A 20,729-nucleotide genomic window follows, 5' to 3' on the forward strand; every position below is an offset into this window, starting at 1 on the left:
TGAATGTGGCCGTGACGGCCGTACGGCCGTGGGTCGCAGCGCTGAGGCTTGCCACGCGTTCGCTTGGTGCCCCGGGCTCGCGACCATGCGGTGGCGGCCGTCCGGCCGAGGATCGCACATGACGTAGCAAGGCAAGGTGCTGGAGGTTCCGTGGACCTGTCCCTGTCGACCCGCGCAGTCGGCGATCGTACGGTCGTCGAGGTTGGCGGCGAGATCGATGTGTACACCGCCCCGAAGCTGCGGGAGCAGCTGGTCGAGCTCGTCAACGACGGCAAGTACCACCTCGTCGTCGACATGGAGGGCGTTGACTTCCTCGACTCGACCGGCCTGGGCGTGCTGGTCGGTGGCCTGAAGCGGGTGCGTGCCCACGAGGGCTCGCTGCGCCTGGTGTGCAACCAGGAACGCATTCTCAAGATCTTCCGGATCACCGGTCTGACCAAGGTCTTCCCGATCCACACCTCGGTGGACGACGCGGTCTCCGCGACCGACTGACGCGTCCGGGCCGGTTCACGCGGCCGGCCCGTCCGTTCCACGCGTCCGGGGTGCAGGGGCCGCGAGGCCCCGCGCTCCCCGGACGCCTCAGGGCCGGTCGAGTGCCGGCCCGCGGGGCCGCACCGTCGGCTCCGGCCGGAGTACCCCGAGGGGGAGAGATGGCAACCGTCGAACTTCGATTCAGCGCGCTTCCCGAGCACGTGCGGACGGCCAGGCTGGTCGCCGCGGCCGTCGCCAGACGGGCCGGGGTTGACGAGTCGGTGCTCGACGAGGTGCGGCTCGCGGTCGGTGAGGCGTGCTCGCGTGCGGTGGGTCTGCACCAGCGCGGGGGCATCGGCGGCACGGTGCGGGTCGCCCTGACCGACCAGGAGAAGCGTTTCCTCATCGAGGTCGAGGACGAGGCGGGCCCCGCCGCGGTCCCGGCTTCCGGCGCTGCCGAGGGCGGCGATTCGGACGAGGACACCCTGGGCCTCGCCGTGATCACCGGTCTGGTCGAGGACCTGGAGGTCGCCAACGGCGCCGACGGCGGCGTGATCCGGATGAGCTGGCCTGTCTCGGTCGCCTCCGTAGCGGTCTGACGCCGTAACCGGGATTCCTCAACCTCCGGGGCTCCTTGCCTCGACCTCCGGGTTTCCTCACCTCGGGGTTCGGTGCGTCGGTGTGTCCTTCGCCAGGGTCCCGTTCGAAGGATCCGTCTCCCGGCGTCCCGCTCTCCGGGTACTCATTGACAAATTGTTGACCCGGCGGTTCGCTGCTTCCGGCACGACCGGGTCCGATCGCCGATCGGACCTGTCGCGGAAGAGGAAGCTCATGCGGATTCGCATCCTGTGGCCGGCCGGGCAGGCCACCGCCACGCTGGCGGCCACCCCCACCACTGACACGCTCTGGGCGGAGCTGCCGATCAGCTCGACGGCCAACACCTGGGGCGAGGAGGTCTGCTTCGGCACGCCCGCCAGCGTGCCGCGCGAGTACGGTGCCCGGCAGGTCGTCGAGCGGGGCACGGTCGCGTTCTGGACCGACGGCGACAGCCTTGCGCTGCCGTACGGCCCGACCCCTGTCTCCCAGGACGGCGAGTGCCGACTGGCCAGCCCCTGCAACGTCCTCGGTGCGTTGGACGGGGACGCCGGGGTGCTGCGCACCGTCCGGCCGGGCGATCCGATCAGGGTCGAGCGGGCCTGATCGGCGGCGGGGGCGTGTTCTGAGCACGGGCCGGGCGGGAGTTCGGGACAGGGGCGGTCTGGGAGCCGTGCAGCCGGGAGCCGAGCAGCCGGGAACCGGACGCCCGGTGAGGGCCGTGTAGGTTCGACGACCGAAGACGACGAACCGAAAGGCTTCTCCCGGTGAACAAGCGACTGCTGGCCGTACCCGCCCTCGGCGTGCTGCTCGCGTTCGGAGCCGTCGGCTGCGGCGGCGACGACAACAGCAAGCAGCTGGAGTCCTGGGCATCGAACGTCTGCGGCGCGGCCAAGGACCCGATCGCCCAGGCGCAGGCCGCCCTCGCCGACACCGGCCAGGTGAAGACCGGTGAGTCCCCGGCCGATCTGCAGAAGCGGCTCTCGACGGACATCGGGCGACTCGCCAAGACCAACCAGGACATCGCGGCCGCCATCGACGCAGCCGGTGCGCCCAAGGTGGACAACGGTGCGACGCTGCAGAAGGACACCGTCGACGAGCTGAAGAAGGCCTCCGAAGGCTACCTGGACGTCCAGAAGAAGCTGGACGCGCTGCCCAACAACGACCAGGCGAAGTTCGCGGACGCGCTGCACAGCGTCGGCGACCAGCTGCAGCAGCTGTCCTCGCTGTCCACCCAGGCGCAGGCCAAGCTGCAGCGCGGCGACCTTGGCGCGGCGATGGCCAGGCAGGAGGGCTGCAAGCCCACCCAGGCCACCCCCAGTGCCGGTGCGAGCGGCAGGGCCGGCGCTTCCCCGGCCGCCGGCGGCACGAGCGGCACCCCGAGCGCTGGCGCCTCCGCCTCGGCCGGCGCCCCCAGCGGCACCCCTGCCGCGGGCGCGACGGACACCGCGAGTCCGGCGGCCACCCCCTCGGCGGGCGCCAGCACCACTCCGGCGGCCCCGGCCACGACCCCGGCCACCCCGGCGCCCAGCGCGAGCTGATCGAGCGCGGGGAGGAGACGGGGCGAGACGGGAGGAAACACAGGGGCCGGGGCCGTTCCCGCGAACGGTCCCGGCCCCGGCCCGGCCCCTGTGTCGGCAGTTCGGCAGTTCGGCAGTCGGCGTTCCGGTCCGGATGGCGGGCCGCCCCGGCCCCGGCAGGGAGCGTGGGGATGAGGGCGCGCTCCTGCTGAGGGGATGGGCGCCGCGACACCGGCGGCGAGGCAGAGGTTCACCCGTCGCCCTGGAACCGGACCGGCGGGCCGGGTGCGGTCCCTCGCCCGTTCCGCACGGGCCGGTGGGGCCGGGGTGGGGCCGGTCGGGGGACAATGGCGGGGTGATCAGTAGTCCTGTTCTCGACCCGACCCGTCTGGCCAAGCTGCGCGAGGCGCTGCTGGCCGCCTCGTTCACCGCCGATGGGTGCCTGGACCTGTTGGGGCCCACCGGCTACGCGGCGTTGGCCCGTAGCGAGGCGGTTCCGGCACTGCGCGCGACCCGCGGCGGCAGCCCGCTGGAGACGCTGGTCCGGCTGTTCCTGCTGCAGCAGCCGGTGCCGTACAAGGCGGCGGCCGCCGCGCTGCCGGTGGAGGACTGCCTGGCGGACGGCTGGCTGCGCCCGGACGGAGACCTGGTGCGCGCCACGGTGGACGTCCGGCCGTACGCCAACGAGGTTGCCGGGATGCCCAGTTCGGATGGCTGGGTGGTCTCCGACCTGGGGTGCGCGGTGGGCGGCGCGGGCGGGATCGGCTCCGGCGAGACCGCGCACGGGGTGGCCCGCAAGGACCTGGTGCTGGGGGTCGGCGGGGCGTCCACGACGCTGGCCAACATCACCGTCCGCCGGCCCGTCCGGGCCGCGCTGGACCTCGGTTCCGGCTCCGGCGTGCAGGCGCTGCACGCCGCCCGGCACGCCCGTTGCGTCACCGCCACCGACCTGAACCCGCGCGCGCTGCGGTTCACCGAACTGACCCTGGCGCTGTCCGGGTTCGAGAACACGGAGACGCTCACCGGGAGCCTCTTCGAGCCGGTAGGGGAGCGGAAGTTCGACCTGATCGTCTCCAACCCGCCGTTCGTCATCTCGCCGGGCGGCCGGTTCACCTACCGTGACGGCGGCATGGCCGGAGACGACCTGTGCCGGAGCCTGGTCCGCTCGGCCGCTGATCACCTGGAGCCGGGCGGCTACTGCCAGTTGCTCGCCAACTGGCAGCACGTCAGGGGCGAGGACTGGCACGAGCGGCTGGCCGGCTGGGTGGCGGGCACCGGGCTGGACGCCTGGATCGTCCAGCGCGAGGTCCAGGACGTAGCCCAGTACGCCGAGTTGTGGCTGCGCGACGGCGGTGACCACCGCGGACCGGGCGGCGACTACCAGGCCCGGTACGGCGAGTGGCTGGACGCCTTCGAGGCGGGCCGGGTCGAGGGCATCGGGATGGGCTGGATCACCCTGCGGGCGAGCGGCGCCGAGCGTCCGACCGTCCGGGTGGAGGAGTGGCCGCACCCGGTGGAGCAGCCGCTCGGCCCGCACATCGACGAGTGGTTCGACCGGCAGGACTTCCTGCGCTCGCACGACGACGCGGGCCTGCTCGCGGCCCGCTACGTGCTGGCCGACGAGGTGGTCCAGGAGCAGGTCGGCGCGCCGGGGGCGGAGGACCCGGAGCATGTGGTGCTGCGGCACAACCGGGGCATGCGGCGGGCCACCAAGGTGGACACCGTCGGCGCCGGGTTCGTCGGGGTCTGCGACGGGACGCTGTCGGCGGGCGAGATCGTGGACGCCATCGCGCACCTGCTGGGCGAGGACCGGGTGGTGCTGCGGGACCGGGTGCCGGAGTCGCTCCGCCTGCTGACCGAGCAGGGGTTCATCAACCCGGTCCGGTAAGTCCGGTTCGGTGAGTCCCGGTCCGGTGAGGCTCACGAGGAGAGCTCCCGGTTCACCCGCCCGTACACGCCGGTTCGCCCCACGGACCCCGTCCGGCTGCCCCCTGTTGGCCGGACACTGTGAGGCTCTGTCCACAGGCTGTGGACAGAGCTGGGGAGCCGGGGGCCAGGGGTGGACGCGACGACGGCGGCCGTGAGCGGGCTGGTGCTCACGCTCTTCGGTGGCGTGCTGTTGCTGTGGTGCGCCGCCGAAGTGCGCCTTCGCCACCAGGTGCGGCGCCGGGGGGTGTCGACGATGGCCACGGTCGTCGCCGAGAACGACGCGCACGGTCAGCTCGACAGCGCGCCGCTGCTCTCCTTCTCCGTGCTGCCGTCGGCGGGCGGCGCCAACGGCTCCGGGGCGGCCGGCCGGATCGCGGAGCTCGTGCTCACCCGGCCGCGCGGGCACACTCCGCTGCGTCGTCCCGAGCGTTTCGCCCCCGGCGCCCCGGTGCGGATCTGCTACGACCCGGACCGCCCCTGCCGGGCCGTGCTGGCGGCCGGGGAGGTCGGCCGGACGGCGGTCGTCGACCTGCTGTGGAGCGCCCTGGGCACGGCCTGTCTGCTGGCCGGCGCCGGACTGCTGGCTGCGGTCGGCCGCTGAGGCCCCGGCGCGAACCGGATGTACCGGAACACACTGGAACGTGCCGGACACGCATCGGAACGCACCGGGCGCGCACCGGCCATGAACCCGGCGCGAACCGGGCGCGAACCGGGCGCGAAGCGGAGAGCGCGATACCGCGAGCGCGCCGATTTTTCCGTTGACAGATCTTGAAATCCGTCATTCCATCCTCCGGAACCTGCCGAAGCCCCCCTCCACGGGGCGCGAACCTCCGTCATCGGGTTACCGTTCGAGTGGCGTCGGTGAGCGCGGCAAGCGAAAAAGCGGGATCCGTCCGTTTGACAAGGGTGGCCGGGGTACGGTCACACTCCGCTGGTGGGGTGTCGTTCAGCGGCGGCCCCGGGACGGTGGAGGGGTCGGGCGGAGCGCAGCCCGTGCTGCCAGCGCCGACCAGCCAATAAGGACCGGGAGAGAAGAGCGAAGGTGTCCCCGAGCAGCGAGACCGCGCACGGACAGCGACTCGTCATTGTCGAGTCGCCGGCCAAGGCGAAGACGATCAAGGGCTACCTTGGCCCCGGCTACATCGTCGAGGCGAGCGTCGGGCACATCCGCGACCTCCCCAGCACCGCGGCCGAGGTGCCGGACAAGTACACCGGCGAGGTGCGCCGCCTCGGGGTGGACGTCGACCACGACTTCGCGCCCATCTACGTGGTCAACGCGGACAAGAAGTCCCAGGTCAGCAAGTTGAAGTCGCTGCTCGCGGAGTCCGACGAGCTCTTCCTCGCCACCGATGAGGACCGCGAGGGCGAGGCCATCGCGTGGCACCTCCAGCAGGTGCTCAAGCCCAAGGTGCCGGTGCACCGGATGGTGTTCCACGAGATCACCAAGACGGCGATCCAGGAGGCGGTGGCCAACCCGCGCGAGCTGAACCAGCGCCTGGTCGACGCCCAGGAGACCCGCCGCATCCTCGACCGCCTCTACGGCTTCGAGGTATCGCCGGTGCTGTGGAAGAAGGTCATGCCGAAGCTGTCGGCGGGCCGGGTGCAGTCCGTGGCGACCCGCCTGGTGGTCGAGCGCGAGCGCGAGCGGATGGCCTTCCGCACCGCCTCGTACTGGGACCTGGTCGGCACCTTCGGCACCGGCCGCACCCCGGTCGACGCCGCCAACCCGGAGACCTTCGGCGCCCGGCTGGCCTCGGTCGACGGCAAGCGGATCGCCAGCGGCCGCGACTTCGGTTCGGACGGGCGGCTCAAGGCGGGCAGCACCAACACCCTGCACCTGGACGAGCAGGCCGCCCGCCAGCTGGCCGCCGCCCTGGCGCAGACCGCGTTCAGCGTCCGCAGCGTCGAGTCCAAGCCCTACCGCCGCTCGCCGTACGCGCCGTTCCGCACCACCACGCTCCAGCAGGAGGCCAGCCGCAAGCTGGGCTTCGGCGCCAAGCGGACCATGCAGGTGGCCCAGAAGCTGTACGAGAACGGCTTCATCACCTATATGCGCACCGACTCCACCACGCTGTCGGACACCGCGATCGCTGCCGCCCGCGCGCAGGTCACCCAGCTCTACGGCGCCGACTACCTGCCGGACGCCCCGCGCACCTACGCCAGCAAGGTCAAGAACGCCCAGGAGGCGCACGAGGCCGTCCGCCCCTCCGGCGACCGCTTCCGCACCCCCGCCGAGACCGGCCTGAGCGGCGACGACTTCAAGCTGTACGAGCTGATCTGGATGCGCACCGTCGCCTCCCAGATGAAGGACGCGGTCGGCCAGTCGGTCACCGTCCGGGTCGGCGGCGCCTCCGCCGACGGCCGGGACGTCGAGTTCTCCGCGTCCGGCAAGATCATCACCTTCCACGGCTTCCTCAAGGCCTACGTCGAGGGCGCCGACGACCCGAACGCCGAGCTCGACGACCGCGAGCGCCGGCTGCCGCAGGTCGCCCAGGGCGACCCGCTGGCCGCCGACCGGATCACCCCGGAGGGCCACGCCACCAAGCCGCCGGCCCGCTACACCGAGGCCTCGCTGGTCAAGGAGCTGGAGGACCGGGAGATCGGCCGCCCCTCCACCTACGCGTCGATCATCGACACGATCATCCAGCGCCGGTACGTGTTCAAGAAGGGCACGGCGCTCGTCCCGTCCTTCCTCTCCTTCGCCGTGGTCAACCTGCTGGAGAAGCACTTCGGCCGGCTGGTCGACTACGACTTCACCGCCAAGATGGAGGACGACCTCGACCGGATCGCCGCCGGTGAGGCTCAGTCCGTGCCGTGGCTGAAGCGCTTCTACTTCGGTGAGGGCGAGGGCGCGGCCGGCGGTGCCGCCGAGGCCGGCAACGGCGACGGCGACCACCTGGGCGGCCTGAAGGAACTGGTCACCGACCTCGGCGCGATCGACGCCCGGGAGATCAGCTCCTTCCGGATCAGCGAGGACATCACCCTGCGGGTCGGCCGCTACGGCCCGTACGTCGAGCGCGCCTCCGCCGTCGAGGGCGAGCCCGGCCAGCGCGCCGACATCCCGGACGAGCTGCCGCCGGACGAGCTGACCGTCGAGCTGGCCGAGGAGCTGCTGGCCAAGCCCAGCGGCGACTTCGAGCTCGGCCCGGACCCGGTCAGCGGCAACATGCTGGTCGCCAAGGACGGGCGCTACGGCCCGTACGTGACCGAGATCCTGCCCGAGGGCACGCCGAAGACCGGCAAGAACGCGGTCAAGCCGCGCACCGCCTCGCTCTTCAAGACGATGTCGCTGGACACCGTCACCCTGGAGGACGCGTTGCGGCTGCTGTCGCTGCCGCGCGTGGTCGGCACCGACCCCGAGGGCGCGGAGATCACCGCGCAGAACGGCCGCTACGGCCCGTACCTCAAGCGCGGCACAGACTCGCGCTCGCTCACCAGCGAGGACCAGCTCTTCACGATCACCCTCGAAGAGGCGCTGGCGATCTACGCCCAGCCCAAGCAGCGCGGCCGGGCCGCCGCCGCCCCGCCGCTCAAGGAGCTGGGCACGGACCCGGTCAGCGAGCGCCCGGTGGTGGTCAAGGACGGCCGGTTCGGCCCGTACGTGACCGACGGGGAGACCAACGCCACGCTGCGCAAGGACGACGACGTCGAGACCATCACGCCGGAGCGCGGCTACGAGCTGCTCGCCGAGAAGCGGGCGCGCGGGCCGGTGAAGAAGGCGGCGAAGAAGGCTCCGGCGAAGAAGGCGGCGGCCAAGAAGACGACCACCACCAAGACGGCGGCGACCAAGACCGCCGCCAAGAAGACGGCCGCGAAGAAGACCACCACCGCCAAGACGGCGACGGCGAAGAAGGCGGCCGCGAAGAAGGCCGCGGCCGGCAAGCCCGCCGCCACCGACGAGGGCTGATCCTCCGACAGCGGTACCCGGGCCCGCGCCCCCGTTCGGGGGTTCGGGCCCGAGGCCGTTCCGGCTCGGGATCGGTACGGGGCAGCGCTGGACCGGTACGGGGCACGACGCGCTCCCGGTGCACCGGCGGCCGGGGCGGCCCCTGGTCCGTGCGGGACGGCCCCATGGTTCGTGCGGGGGGCGCCCTGGTCTGTGCGGGGATCGTCACAGGCCGGTGATGAGCGGGAACCGGAACCCCGTTCATCTCAATCGGGCAAAGCCCAGACCGCTACGCTGACCGTATGACGAGCGAGGAGCAGCCCACCCCCAGCGCCGCCCCGGCCGCCAGAGCCACCGGTCCCGACCTGCCCGAGGTCGCGCCCGCCGGAACCCCCGTGGACCGGGCCCGGGCGCTGTTGCGGACCAGGCCCTACCGGCGCCTGTGGACCACCCAGCTGATCGGCGGCACCGCCGACCGGCTCGGGCTGCTGGTGCTGCTCGCGCTCACCGTGATCGCCGCCGCCCAGGCCGGGCAGCTCGGCGACCTGCCGCGCAGCTTTGCCTTCACCACCGCGGCCGTCCTGGCCGTCCGGGTGGCGGCCACCGGGCTGGTCGGCGTGGCGCTGCTGGAGCCGGTGCACCAGCTGGTCGCCGGGAAGCTCGACCGACGCTGGACGCTGTTCGGCGCGGACGCGCTGCGCGCCCTGCTGATCGGCATCGCGCCCTGGTGGACGGTCTGGTTGGGCTCCGGCCCGAAGCCCTCCGGCGCGGCCACCTACGTGCTGCTCGCTACGGTGTTCCTCACCGGTGCCGCCGAGCGGGTGTGGGGGATCGCCAAGGCCGCCGCCGTCCCCGGCCTGCTGCCGCCGGCCGACCCGTACGCGCCCGCCGCCGAGCAGCGGCCGGCCGCCGCCAATCTGGACACCGTCCGGAGCATCGACCGCTTCACCGGCTGGGTGACCGTGGCGCTCGGCGCCGTCGGCCTGGTCGGCTTCACCCTGGTCAACAACATCGGCGCGGCGCTCGGTTCGGACTGGCTGCGCGCCCACCAGCTGACCTTCGCGGCGCTCGGCGCGGCCGGCCTGTTCGCCGCCGCGGCCGTCCGCGGCTACCTCCAGCCGCTGCCCGGCGGACCGGTGGCCGTGGCCCCGCACTCGCCGCTGACCGGCCTGCGCGCCCCGACCGACGCGACCCCCGGCCCCGCCCTGCGCAAGGGCCGCACCGGCAGCGCGCCGTACTTCACCTTCGCCGTCGCGGCCGGCTTCGCCTCGATGGCGGGCGTCGCCGCGCTGGCGCTGCTCACCGCCGCCGAGCACCGGGCCGGGCCGATCGGCTACGGCCTGATCGTGCTCGCCGCGGTCGGCGCCCCCGCGCTCGGCGCCGGGCTCACCCGGGCCGTCCTGCCCTCGCTCTCCCGCCGCCGGCTGCTCGCGCTGGCGCTGCTCACCGAGGGCGTCGCGCTGATCCTGGCCGGGCTGGTGCTGGACTTCGTGCTGGTGCTGCTGCTCACCGGGCTGGCCGGGCTGGCCGCCGGGATCGTCGTCTCGGCCGGGCGCACCCTGCTCGCCCAGGAGGTCGAGGAGGCCCGGCTGCCCAAGGTCACCGAGCACCTGCACGCGGTGCTGCGGGCCGTGGTCGCCGCCGCGCTGGTCGCCGTCCCGCTGATCGCCGCGGCCTACGGGGACGTCGAGTACGGCACCGTCGAGCCCGGTTCCTTCACCTTCATCCACGGCGGGGCCGCCCTCGCCGTCGCCACCTCGGGGCTGCTCACCCTGGTGCTCGCCGCCGTCGTGCTGCTGCGCACCGACGACCGGCGTGGCACCGTGCCGTTCGGCCGGGACCTGGTGGACGCGGTGCGCGGCGGCAGCGGCCCGGTGCCGCACCGGGGCGCGGGCACCGGATTCTTCATCGCCCTGGAGGGCGGCGACGGCGCCGGCAAGTCCACCCAGGCCCAGGCGCTCGCCGAGTGGATCCGCGGCAAGGGGCACGAGGTCGTGCTCACCCGCGAGCCCGGCGGCAGCCCGGTCGGCCAGCGGCTGCGCGGGCTCGTCCTGGACGTCGGCAACACCGGCCTGTCGCACCGCGCCGAGGCGCTGATCTACGCCGCCGACCGCGCCGAGCACGTGGAGAACGTCATCCGGCCGGCCCTCGCCCGCGGCGCCGTGGTGATCACCGACCGGTACATGGACTCCTCCATCGCCTACCAGGGAGCCGGGCGCGACCTGGCCGCCACCGAGGTCGCCCGGATCTCCCGCTGGGCGACCGGCGGGCTTCTGCCGGACCTGACCGTGGTGCTGGACGTCGACCCGACCAGGGCCCGGGAGCGCTTCACCGAGGCGCTGGACCGGCTGGAGTCCGAGCCCACCGAGTTCCACCAGCGGGTCCGGGCGGGCTTCCTCGCCCTCGCGGCCGCCGATCCGGCGCGCTACCTGGTCGTGGACGGCAGCCAGGCCCCCGGCTTCGTCACCACCGCCATCCGGCACCGGCTCGACCGCGAGCTGCCGCTCTCCGAGCAGGAGAAGGCCGCCCGCGCCGAGGGGGAGCGGCTGGCCAAGGAGGAGGCCGAGCGGCGTGCCGCCGAGGAGGCCCGTAAGAAGGCCGAGGAGGAGGCCGCCGAACGCAAGCGCCAGGAGGTGCTGGCGCAGTTGCGGGCCGAGCAGGCCGAAAAGGAGCGGCTGGCCAAGGAGGAGGCCGAGCGGGTCGCTGCCGAGGCCCGGCGCAAGGCCGAGGAGGAGGCCCGCCGCCGCGCGGAGGAGGAAGCGCACCGCCGCGCCGAGGAGGAGGCCCGTCGGCGGGCCGAGGAAGAGGCCCGGTTGGCCGCTGAGGCCGCCGAGCGCCAGCGGATCGCCGCCGAGGCGGCCGCCCAGGCGGAGCTGCAGCGGCAGCGGGAGCTGGCGCGCGAGGAGCAGCGGCGCCGGGCGGAGGAGGCGCTCCAGCGGGCCGAGGAGGCTCGGCTGGCGCAGGCCGCGGCCCTGGCGGCGGCTGCCGCGGCGGCGGAGACGGCCGCGGACCGGGCCGGTTCGGCTGCGGCGTCGGGCTCCGGGGCCGGTGCGGGTTCCGGCTCGGGTTCGGAACGCTCGGGTTCGGGTCCGTCGGGTTCGGGCCCGTCGGCCGGGGATGCGGCCACGACGGAGCTGCGGGCGGCTCCGGAGACCCCGCAGGGCGCGGCGGAAGGCCTTGGCGACGAGGCGACGCGCGAGCTGACGCTGCGCGACCGGGAGGCCGCCGTCCGGGCAGCGGAGGCCGCCGACGCGACCGCCCGGCTGCCCAGGGTCCCGGCGGCGGACGAGACGGCCGTGCTGCCGCGGGTTCCGGCGGCGGACGAGACGGCCGTGCTGCCCAAGGTGCCCGCCGTGGACGAGACCGCGGTGCTGCCGCGGGTCGAGCCGGGGCGCCCGGGGGAGCAGGCGGACAGCACCCGTGAGCTGCCGGTGGTGGACGGCCGGTCGGCCGCCCGGCCGCTCGCTGCCCCGCCCGCGGTCGACCCGCAGTCCACCGCCGAGCGGCCCCGGCCCGAGTGGGCCGAGGAGACCCCGATGGACGACCTGCCGAGCCTGACCGACACCCTGCTCGGCTCGCGCGACGAGTGGGCGCGCTGGGAGCAGGGCGGCGGCGACCCGGCTGAGCCGGGCCGGCCCGACGGCGGCGACCGGCGCCGCGGGGACGACCGCGGCCAGGGCGGCGAGGGCGGCGAGAGCGGCGGCAAGGGCAAGGGCCGGCGCTGGGGTCGCCGGGGCTGAACCGGTACGGATGACGGATGGACGGGCGGCACCGTCGGGGCAGTGAGCCCCGGGGCGCCGCCCGTCGCCGTACTGCCGGCCGCGAGGCTGCGCGGCTGTGTCCACCCCGTGGCCGCTTACTCCGTGCCCCGGACGGAGCAGGGGCTGTCGGAGCGGAGACGTATGCTCGACGGCGGGGAATCGGCGCCGGGAGCGCTGCCGTACGGAGCTTGGGAGCAGCAGTGGCCGTCTGGGACGACCTGGTGGGCCAGGATCGGGTGGTCGACCAGCTGACCGCCGCGGCCCGGGCGGCCGGAGCGACGGTCGAGGCCGGCCGCGGAGCCGCTCCGGGCCAGGGCGGGAACGCGTCCCTGATGACCCACGCCTGGCTGTTCACCGGCCCCCCCGGGGCCGGACAGGTCACCGCGGCGCGCGCCTTCGCGGCCGCCCTCCAGTGCACCAGCCCCGACCTCGCGCTCGGCGGTACGCCCGGCTGCGGGTTCTGCGACGGCTGCCACACCGTGCTGGCCGGCAGCCACGCCGACGTCAAGTACGTGCGGAGCGACGGCCTGTCCATCGGCGTCGGTGACATGCGCGACCTGGTGCTGCGCGCCTCCAGCTACCCGACCGGCGGCCGTTGGTCGGTGATCCTGGTGGACGCCGCCCACCGGCTCACCGAGGCCGCCGCGAACGCGCTGCTCAAGGGCGTGGAGGAGCCCTCCCCACGCACCGTCTGGCTGCTCTGCGCCCCCTCCGTCCAGGACGTGCTGCCGACCATCCGCTCGCGCTGCCGCCTGCTGGTGCTGCGCACCCCCGCCGCCGACGCGGTCGCCGACATGCTGGTCCGCCGCGACGGTGTCGACCCCGAGACCGCCCGGCTGGCCGCGCTCGCGGGGCAGGGCGACATCGAGCGCGCGCGCCGCCTCGCCGTGGACGAGCAGGCCCGCACCCGCCGCGCCGAGGTGCTGCGGATCCCGCTGGAGGTCGCCGACATCGGCGGCTGCCTGACCGCCGCCCAGCGGCTGGTCGACACCGCCAAGGCCGACGCCGAGGCACTCGCCGAGACCCAGGACGCCAGGGAGACGGGGGACCTGAAGGCCGCCTACGGCGCCGCCGAGGGCGCCAAGGCGCCGCGCGGCATGGCCGGGGCGGTCAAGGAACTGGAGAAGCGGCAGAAGAGCCGGGCCACCCGCACCCGCCGGGAGACCCTCGGCGTCGCGCTGCTCGACCTGCTCAGCTTCTACCGGGACGTCCTGGCGATCCAGCTCGGCTCCACCGGCGCGCTCGCCAACGAGGACCAGCGGCAGGCTCTGGACCGGGTCGCCCAGGCCGGCCCGGCCGAGGGCACGCTGCGCCGCATCGAGGCGGTGCTCGCCTGCCGCACGGCGCTGGACCGCAACGTGGACCCGCTGCTCGCGGTCGAGGCGATGACGGTGGCGCTGCGGGCGGGCTGAGGCCCCCTCCCGCGTCGTCGGCGGGCGTTCCCCGCGCCGCCCGCGGGCTCTTCCCGCGCCGTCCACTGGCTCTTCCCGCGCCGCTCCGGCTCCCCGGTGTAGGCCTCCCGGAGTCGGCCCGGTGTCCCACCTTCGAGTGAACGGGCGATACTCGCCGGGCACACCCGCGTGTGACGGCACGCCCGTTGTGCACGCTGGGGGCCGACTGTGCCCCGGCCGTACCCGGGTCTTCCCGTTCGGGAGGGCCCGACGCCGGAGCGGTCGCCTCCCGTACGGCACCGGGTTCGTCCGGCGTCGGCCCTCCTCCCGAGGTGGTGCGTTCCGTGGTTCGTCCGCTCCTCGTCATCCCCCTGTTGGCCGCTGCCCTCGGCGGGATCTGGCTGGCGCGCGGTGCGCTCCAGCGCTGGCGTGACCTGCGGGCCGCCGAGGCGTACGAGCTGGCCGGTGACCGGTGGCCGATGCTGGTGCGGGCCGGCGGGGCCATGGTCTGCGGGGTGTGCGTCACCGCGCTGACGCTGCTCACCGCGCTCGGGGCGTTCGGCGCTCTGAGCGGGAAGCGGGGTGGGGCGGACCAGGCGCGGTCCGCCGTGGACGCGGCCGGGGCGGGCGCCTGGCCCGGGTCGGCGACGGGGGCGGCGGTCCGGCAGCAGGCGGCGCCGCCCACGGCCCCCGAGTCGGCCGCTGCGGCGCCGACCGCGAGCGCGGCACCGGCCGGGGCGTCCGCCGTGGCCAGCCGCTTCGACAGCGTCGGGCACCCGGGCGGCGGCGAGCTGCTCCAGTCCGCCGTGCTCGGCCCCGACGGGAAGCCGCGCAACGTCCGGGTCTGGCTGCCGCCGCAGTACGGCAGGGAGCCGAACGCGCGCTTCCCGGTCGTGGTGATGCACGCCGCCACCCCGAGCAAGACCGCCGACGCAGAGGTGCCGGACGTCTTCGAGGGCGTCGGCGCCGCCCTGCAGACCGGCCGCACCCGTCCGTTCATCCTGGTCGCGCCCGAGGCCCCGAACGGCACCGCGCACCCCTGCGAGCTGGTCGCCGCCGCCCCGGCCGCCGTCGCCGACGACCCGACGCTGCGGGCCACCGTCGCGGCCTCCTTCCGCACCCTCCCGCCCGGCCCGGCCTCCTGGGCCGTCCTCGGGATCGGCGACGGCGCGTCCTGCGCGGCCGCGGCCGGGCTGGCCAGGCCGGACCTCTACGGCGCGGCCGCCGCGGTCTCCGGCCGCTACGACGCCGCCTTGCTCGCCCAGACCGGCGCCGAGGCCCCGGCGGGCAGCTCGGCCAAGCTGCTGCTGGCCGCAGCCAGGGGCGACGCGGCCGGACTGGACGCGGCCCGCAAGCTCCAGAACGCACTCAAGGCCGGGCCGGGCCCGGCGGCCAAGGCCGAGGTACGGATCTCGGACAACGTGCAGGACTACACCGCGGACCGGGAGCGGCTTCGACTGGTCAGGCAAGCGGCGCAGTTCCTGGCCGAGGCGCTGGCCAAGGCGTCCTGAGGGCCACCGCGCGGACGTTACGCTGCCCGGCACCCGGGGTGGGTACCGGGCAGTGGCGTTGCTCGGTTCCCGTACTTTTCCCGGTGTTCCCGGAGCGGTGGAGAGGAAGCGGATGAGGGTCGTCGGGCGGGCGCGGGCGCGGGTGCGGGTGCGGGTGCGGCTTCTGGCCCGGACGCGGGTGGCGGCGGCGGTGCTCGTGGCCGGGCTGGTGGCCGTCTCGGCGGGCGGCTGCAACGGGCCCACCGTGGCGTCCGGTGATCCCGGCTCGACCGACTCCGTCGGACCCGACGCGCCGCCCTCCGCCGCCCCGCTGGAGCCGCTGCCCGCCGCCGTGCCTGCCGCGCTCGCGCCGTACTACGCGCAGCAGCCGACCTGGCAGCCGTGCGACGGCGGGTTCGAGTGCACCACCTTCCGGGTGCCGATGGACTACGACCGCCCCGGTGACGGCGACCTCACCCTCTCGGCCGCCCGCTCGACCGCCGAGACGGGTGGTTCGGGCGACCCCCGGCTCGGTTCGCTGCTGCTCAACCCGGGCGGCCCCGGCGGTTCGGCGGTCGAGTACCTGGAGGCCGTCGCCAGGACGTACGACCGCGCGGTGCACGCCCGCTACGACCTGGTCGGCCTCGACCCGCGCGGGGTGGGCCGCAGCAACCCCGTCAGCTGTCTGAGCGGGGACCGGATGGACGCCTTCACCGCCGCCGACCTGGCCCCCGGGGACCAGCGGGCGATCGACGCGCTGGTCGCCGCCGACAAGGAGTACGCCGAGGGCTGCCGCAAGCAGGCCGGTCCCGCGCTCGGCCACCTCAGCACCGTCGAGGCGGCCCGCGACATGGACGTGCTGCGGGCCCTGCTCGGCGACGAGCGGCTGAACTTCGTCGGCAAGTCGTACGGCACCTTCCTCGGCGCCACCTACGCCGGGCTGTTCCCGAGCCGGGTCGGCCGGGTGGTGCTGGACGGCGCGATGGACCCGGCGCTCGACTCGGTCACCAGCAACCGCGTCCAGGCCGGCGGCTTCGAGACCGCCTGGGCCGCCTTCGCCAAGGACTGCGCCAAGCGGGAGGACTGCCCGTTCGGCCACACCGAGCAGCAGATCGGCGAGCAGCTCACCGCCCTCCTCGCGGCCGTCCACGCAGCCCCGCTGCACAGCACCGACAAGGGGCGCCGGCTGACCGAGTCCCAGGCCACCACCGGCGTCGTCCAGGCCATGTACGCCGCGTTCCTGTGGCCCGAGCTGCGCACCGCGCTCGCCGACGCCAAGGCGGGCGACGGCACCGCGCTGCTGAAGCTCTCCGACGCCTACTACGGGCGCGAGGCGGACGGCTCGTACCCCAACCTGATGTTCGCCAACACGGCGGTGAACTGCCTCGACCTGCCCGCCCCGTTCAGCTCGCCGGAGGACGTCCAGCGGGCGGTGCCGGACTTCGAGCGGGCCTCGCCGCACTTCGGGCGCGACATGGCCTGGATGGCGCTGACCTGCGCCTACTGGCCGATCCGGGCCACCGGTGCGGCGCACACCATCCGGGCCGCCGGCGCCGCCCCGATCGTCGTCGTCGGCACCACCCGCGACCCGGCCACCCCGTACGACTGGGCCCGGTCGCTGGCCGGGCAGCTGGAGTCCGGCCGCCTGCTCACCTACGACGGGGACGGCCACACCGCCTACGGGCGGAGCAGCACCTGCGTGGACGGCGCGGTCAACCGGTTCCTGCTCACCGGGGAGGCGCCGGAGCAGGGCAAGCGCTGCGCCTCCTAGCTTGGGGCCGCCCTACACGCCCGCCGTCGCCCGCCGTCGCCGGCCGTGCCGCCCGGTCAGGCGGAGGAGACCGCCAGCTTCGCGGCGAAGCCCGCGAACAGCACGGCGACACCGCTGGTCAGGGTCGCGGACAGGCGCCTGCGGCGGCGGAAGGCGGTGGCGAGCGTGGTGCCGGCGAAGATCAGCAGCGAGAGGTAGAGCAGGCTGAAGGTCTGCAGGATGCCGCCGAGCAGGGCGAAGGAGAGCGCGGGCTGCCCGTACGACGGGTCGACGAACTGGGTGAAGAACGACAGCAGGAACAGGATCGCCTTCGGGTTGAGCAGGCTGATCACCAGCGCCCGCCGGAACGGCCGCTCACCCGCCTCCGGCACCGCTTCGGCCGCCGGGTCGGCCTCCGACCGGCGCTCGCGCCAGAGCTGGCGGGCGGCCCGCAGCATCCCGAACCCGATCCACAGCAGGTAGGCCGCCCCGCCGAACTTGACCACCGCGAACACCGCCGGGTTGGCCTTCAGCAGGGAGGCGGCGCCCAGCGAGGTCAGGCTGATCAGCGTGAGGTCGCCCACGAACACGCCCGCCGCCGCCCGGTACCCGGTCCGGATGCCCTTGCGGGCGGCGACCGACAGCACGTACAGCGAGTTGGGGCCGGGCAGCAGGATGATGACGAGGGCGCCGAGGACGTACGTCGCCAGGTCGTTGACACCGAGCACGGTGCGCTCCGGAGGTGGGGGAGGGGTGACAGGGGGCGCTCATCGTAACGTCGTACAGGCGATCGATTGAAGCGACAACCATCCGCCCCTCACCCGTCCCCGCCCGCCCCCGAGCACCCCGGCTACGGATCACCTGCGAACCTGTGTAGACTGACCCGCGTTGCCACCACACGTGGCAGCGGTGCCGCCTTAGCTCAGTTGGCCAGAGCAACGCACTCGTAATGCGTAGGTCGCGGGTTCGAATCCCGCAGGCGGCTCAGTGAAGGCCCAGGTCATCTAGCCCATGACCTGGGCCTTTTGCCGTTCCTTGGCGTGTGAGCAGGCGTCAGTGGCGCGCTACAAGATCGCTTGCGTGAGCGATGCGTGAGCGCTGGGGTTGATCTTGGGTTGGCCCTTGGCCTTCTTGGCCTTCCGCTTGGCCTTCTTCGCCGCCTTCCGCTTGGCCTTCTCCGCTTCGGCTGCGGCCTTGGCGCGGGCCTCGGCTTCGGTCTTCCGCTGGAGGGGGACGAGCTTCGCGGCGGCCTCGGCGGCGTCTTTGGCGATCTCGGGCAGGACGCTGGTGTAAATGTCCGAGGTGATCTTGATGGAGGAGTGGCCGAGCATGTCGGACACCACCTTCATGTCGACCCCTCCTGCGAGCGCTAGGGTGGCCGCGCCGTGGCGGAGGTCGTGCAGGCGGATCGGCGGCAGGCCGGACGCGGTCACGAGCCGCTCGAACATCTCGGTGACCTTGCCTGGGTGAAGCCAGGAACCATCCTCGTTGGTGAAGACCCGGCCGGTGTCCTTCCAGGCCGGCCCCCAGTCGGCCCGCTCCTTCTGCTGCCGCTCCCGGTGGCGTCGGAGGACGGCCACCGTGTCGTCGTCCAGCGCCACGGTCCGGAAGCTCCCGTCGGTCTTGGGGTCGGACTCCTCGACCTCCCAGCCGTCCTGCACGAGCTGGGCTGTCACGGTCAGCGAGCCGTTGTCGAGGTTGGTCTCGGACCACAGCTGGCCGCACGCCTCGCCCCGGCGGAGCCCGCGGAAGGCGATCACGTGCCACATCGCGTACAGGCGGTCGGCAGCAACGAAGTCGAGGAACGCGCCGGTCTGCTGCGGCGTCCAGACCATCACGGGGGAGGGCTTCACGCCGGTCGCCTGCCACTGGGCGACCCGCTCTGGGGTCCAGACCAGAGCCTTCGGCTTGGCGGCCGGGTCGAGCTTGACGTGGGCGGCCGGGTTGAGAGTGATCAGGCCCTCGGGGATCGCGTCGTTCAGGGCGGTCCGGAGCGTGGCCCGGATGCGCTGGCGGGTGGCCGCGCCGGTCGTTCGCCGGAAGGGCGGCATCCCGGCGAGTTCGGCGCGCAGAGCCTTGCGGCGGGCGCGGTTCTCCACGCCCTTGATCGGCACCGCGTCGAGTTCGGCCTTCAGCGCGTGCCGCAGGGCGTTGTTCTCCAGGATCTCCTCGTTGGCGTCGGCGATGGCCGTGAACATCTCGGCGAGCGTGCTCACCCGCAGCCGGTCGACGCGGATGTGCCCGATGCGGGGCTTGAGGTGGACCCGCACGTCACACTCGTAGCGGGTGATCCCGGACTTGCGGATCTTCTTGCCGGCCAGCCAGGTATCGAGCCACTCGCCCACGGTGACGCGGCTGGACAGATCCTGACCAGCCTTCAGGCGGTTGCGGGTCTCCTCGATGTCGGGCAGCTGAGCCTTCTCGTCTGCGACCTTCACCAGGAGGTCGGAGACCAGGGCCAGGTCGTCGGGATCCTCCTTGCCGAGGGCGAGCAGGCCGCGAACGTGGTCGAGGTCAGCCTGAGCCTCCTTCAACGTCTCGTAGCCGGCGCGGTTGAACGAACGGCGCGTGCCGTCCTCGGCGTTGGGCAGCTCCTGGCGTATGGAGTAGGCGCCGTGCTTTCGGCTGCCGAGCTTCGGGCACGCCTTGCCGAGCGGCTTTCCGGTCTCGGCGTCGCGGCAGTAGCAGCGGTGATAGGTGGAACCCTTCATTCGTCCTCCAGATCGGTATCGGTTTTGAGAGGGGGGAGTTCGGCGTCGAGAAAACCGAGGCTTGGCGCGAGGGGCGAAACCTCCAGGCCGATCTCGCGCAGTCGTGCCCTGACGGGTTGAAGCCGCTCGCGGACGGCGGCGACGAAAGCGTCGAGTTTCTCCTGCGAGCCGGGAGGCCATTCCTCCCGAAACAACTTGAACTCCAGTTGGAACGCGTCGTGATGCTCCTCCTGAAGCTCCTGCCAGATCCGTTCGTGCTCCCGGTAGAGGCGGAGCCGATACATCCCGAGCGAGTGGCGGGCCTCTCCTGTGAAGTGGGTGAGCGCCGACCAGCGGTCGCTGGGCATCTCTGGCAGGTAGTCGACCCAGCCGCCGAGGGCTGGGGAGAAGAGCAGCTCGACCGGTGCGATGTCCAGGGCCTCGGCCACGACGATCAGCTCGGGAATCGTGATCGTCTTGCGCCTGCCGGACTCCCAGTTGGCGATGACGTTCCGGGGGACTTCGTAGCCCAAGTCCCTTGTTTCGTCGGCCACATCCTGCGCGGACAGTCCAAGGTCTTGCCTCCTTCGGGTGATTGCTCGGATCACGTCCTTGGTGATCCGTTCGGGCCAGTCGGGCGCGTCTCTGTCGTCGGTGGGCCAGTGTTCCGCGCGGCGTTGTGTCATATCGACACAGTAGCCACTGGAAAGCTCTTCTCCGTTGCGGCATTCCGCCGCAGCCCCCGTCCGGGGGCAGCTCGGATTTGGAGTTCATATGCGAACTGGTGATATATCGGCGACGGCGCAGGGGATGGGTCGGGCCGAACTTCTCAGGCTGCCGGCGGCCATCGACCTCGACACCGCTAACCGGGCCATCGGCCTCGGGCGGAGCAAGGGCTACGAGCTGGCCCGCCTCGGCGCGTACCCCTGCCGGGTCCTGCGGCTGGGCAAGAAGTACCGCGTGATCACGGCGGACCTTCTGCGCCTGCTCGGCATCGAGGCGGCGGTCGGTGAGGGTTCGGCGGCTGATGCAGCTTGACGTGGCGAGAGACCGATTCACAAGCCTGTCTGCCGTGGGCGTACTTGCCCGATTAGAGTGGATCTTCCTGCGGCATGACCGTACGTTCGTGGGGCCCCGGCGGCCGAGGGCGCCCCCGGCCCCCCCCCCCCCCCCGCCCAACACCAAAAAGGGAAGGGGGGCGCGGTGGCCCCCCCCAACACCCCCCAGCCCCGCGCGATATAAAAAAC

General features: G+C 73.5%; 15 protein-coding genes and 1 tRNA gene. 13 read left to right on the forward strand and 3 right to left on the reverse strand.

The window, feature by feature from the left end:
- The first annotated feature begins 150 nt into the window (after positions 1 to 150).
- The 11 genes from bldG to ACFV1W_RS17680 all read left to right on the forward strand — a co-directional run bounded on the left by bldG (position 151) and on the right by ACFV1W_RS17680 (position 16,813).
- Positions 151 to 492: an anti-sigma factor antagonist BldG gene (gene bldG / locus ACFV1W_RS17630; RefSeq protein WP_030289397.1), complete on the forward strand. Its 342-nt coding sequence runs from the start codon at positions 151 to 153 to the stop codon at positions 490 to 492.
- 158 nt (positions 493 to 650) lie between these two features.
- The gene (locus ACFV1W_RS17635) at positions 651 to 1,070 is read left to right on the forward strand and encodes an ATP-binding protein (protein WP_380417481.1); all 420 of its coding nucleotides are present in this window, start codon (positions 651 to 653) and stop codon (positions 1,068 to 1,070) included.
- A 232-nt stretch (positions 1,071 to 1,302) separates the two neighbouring features.
- Complete coding sequence (locus tag ACFV1W_RS17640) at positions 1,303 to 1,671, forward strand: cyclophilin-like fold protein (protein WP_380417483.1); 369 nt, start codon at positions 1,303 to 1,305, stop codon at positions 1,669 to 1,671.
- A gap of 161 nt (positions 1,672 to 1,832) precedes the next feature.
- Positions 1,833 to 2,606 (forward strand): small secreted protein, encoded by a 774-nt coding sequence (locus ACFV1W_RS17645; protein WP_380417485.1) that lies wholly within the window; start codon positions 1,833 to 1,835, stop codon positions 2,604 to 2,606.
- 334 nt (positions 2,607 to 2,940) lie between these two features.
- Positions 2,941 to 4,473, forward strand: coding sequence for a methyltransferase (locus ACFV1W_RS17650; RefSeq protein WP_380417487.1), 1,533 nt, complete (start codon positions 2,941 to 2,943; stop codon positions 4,471 to 4,473).
- Positions 4,474 to 4,644: 171 nt separating this feature from the next.
- On the forward strand, positions 4,645 to 5,115 hold the full coding sequence (locus tag ACFV1W_RS17655; RefSeq protein WP_380417489.1) for a DUF3592 domain-containing protein: 471 nt from the start codon (positions 4,645 to 4,647) through the stop codon (positions 5,113 to 5,115).
- A 441-nt stretch (positions 5,116 to 5,556) separates the two neighbouring features.
- The gene (gene topA, locus ACFV1W_RS17660; RefSeq protein WP_380417490.1) at positions 5,557 to 8,421 is read left to right on the forward strand and encodes a type I DNA topoisomerase; all 2,865 of its coding nucleotides are present in this window, start codon (positions 5,557 to 5,559) and stop codon (positions 8,419 to 8,421) included.
- A 281-nt stretch (positions 8,422 to 8,702) separates the two neighbouring features.
- Positions 8,703 to 12,140, forward strand: a complete 3,438-nt coding sequence (tmk, locus tag ACFV1W_RS17665; RefSeq protein WP_380417492.1) for a dTMP kinase — start codon at positions 8,703 to 8,705, stop codon at positions 12,138 to 12,140.
- Between the two features lie 221 nt (positions 12,141 to 12,361).
- Entirely contained in the window at positions 12,362 to 13,573 is a 1,212-nt protein-coding gene (locus ACFV1W_RS17670) for a DNA polymerase III subunit delta' (protein WP_380417512.1), read from the forward strand.
- A 323-nt stretch (positions 13,574 to 13,896) separates the two neighbouring features.
- A complete protein-coding gene (locus tag ACFV1W_RS17675) occupies positions 13,897 to 15,063 on the forward strand; it encodes a hypothetical protein (protein ID WP_380417493.1) in 1,167 nt (388 codons plus the stop codon).
- Between the two features lie 112 nt (positions 15,064 to 15,175).
- Positions 15,176 to 16,813 carry an alpha/beta hydrolase gene (locus ACFV1W_RS17680; protein ID WP_380417495.1) on the forward strand — a complete coding sequence of 546 codons (1,638 nt, stop codon included), beginning with the start codon at positions 15,176 to 15,178 and terminating at the stop codon, positions 16,811 to 16,813.
- 56 nt (positions 16,814 to 16,869) lie between these two features.
- Here ACFV1W_RS17680 and leuE read toward each other — a convergent pair whose 3' ends face one another.
- The gene (gene leuE, locus ACFV1W_RS17685; protein ID WP_380417497.1) at positions 16,870 to 17,520 is read right to left on the reverse strand and encodes a leucine efflux protein LeuE; all 651 of its coding nucleotides are present in this window, start codon (positions 17,518 to 17,520) and stop codon (positions 16,870 to 16,872) included.
- A gap of 183 nt (positions 17,521 to 17,703) precedes the next feature.
- Here leuE and ACFV1W_RS17690 point away from each other — a divergent pair.
- Positions 17,704 to 17,777 (forward strand) — tRNA-Thr (locus tag ACFV1W_RS17690).
- Positions 17,778 to 17,856: 79 nt separating this feature from the next.
- Here ACFV1W_RS17690 and ACFV1W_RS17695 read toward each other — a convergent pair.
- Together ACFV1W_RS17695 and ACFV1W_RS17700 are read right to left on the reverse strand one after the other, a co-directional pair.
- The gene (locus ACFV1W_RS17695) at positions 17,857 to 19,503 is read right to left on the reverse strand and encodes a tyrosine-type recombinase/integrase (protein ID WP_380417499.1); all 1,647 of its coding nucleotides are present in this window, start codon (positions 19,501 to 19,503) and stop codon (positions 17,857 to 17,859) included.
- Complete coding sequence (locus tag ACFV1W_RS17700; RefSeq protein ID WP_380417501.1) at positions 19,500 to 20,168, reverse strand: helix-turn-helix domain-containing protein; 669 nt, start codon at positions 20,166 to 20,168, stop codon at positions 19,500 to 19,502. The genes ACFV1W_RS17695 and ACFV1W_RS17700 overlap by 4 nt, the downstream gene beginning before the upstream one ends.
- A gap of 88 nt (positions 20,169 to 20,256) precedes the next feature.
- Here ACFV1W_RS17700 and ACFV1W_RS17705 point away from each other — a divergent pair, with 88 nt between their 5' ends.
- Positions 20,257 to 20,520, forward strand: coding sequence for a hypothetical protein (locus ACFV1W_RS17705; RefSeq protein WP_380417503.1), 264 nt, complete (start codon positions 20,257 to 20,259; stop codon positions 20,518 to 20,520).
- Positions 20,521 to 20,729: the final 209 nt, after the last annotated feature.

The organism is Kitasatospora sp. NPDC059648 (assembly GCF_042734825.1).
Taxonomy (GTDB): Bacteria; Actinomycetota; Actinomycetes; order Streptomycetales; family Streptomycetaceae; genus Kitasatospora.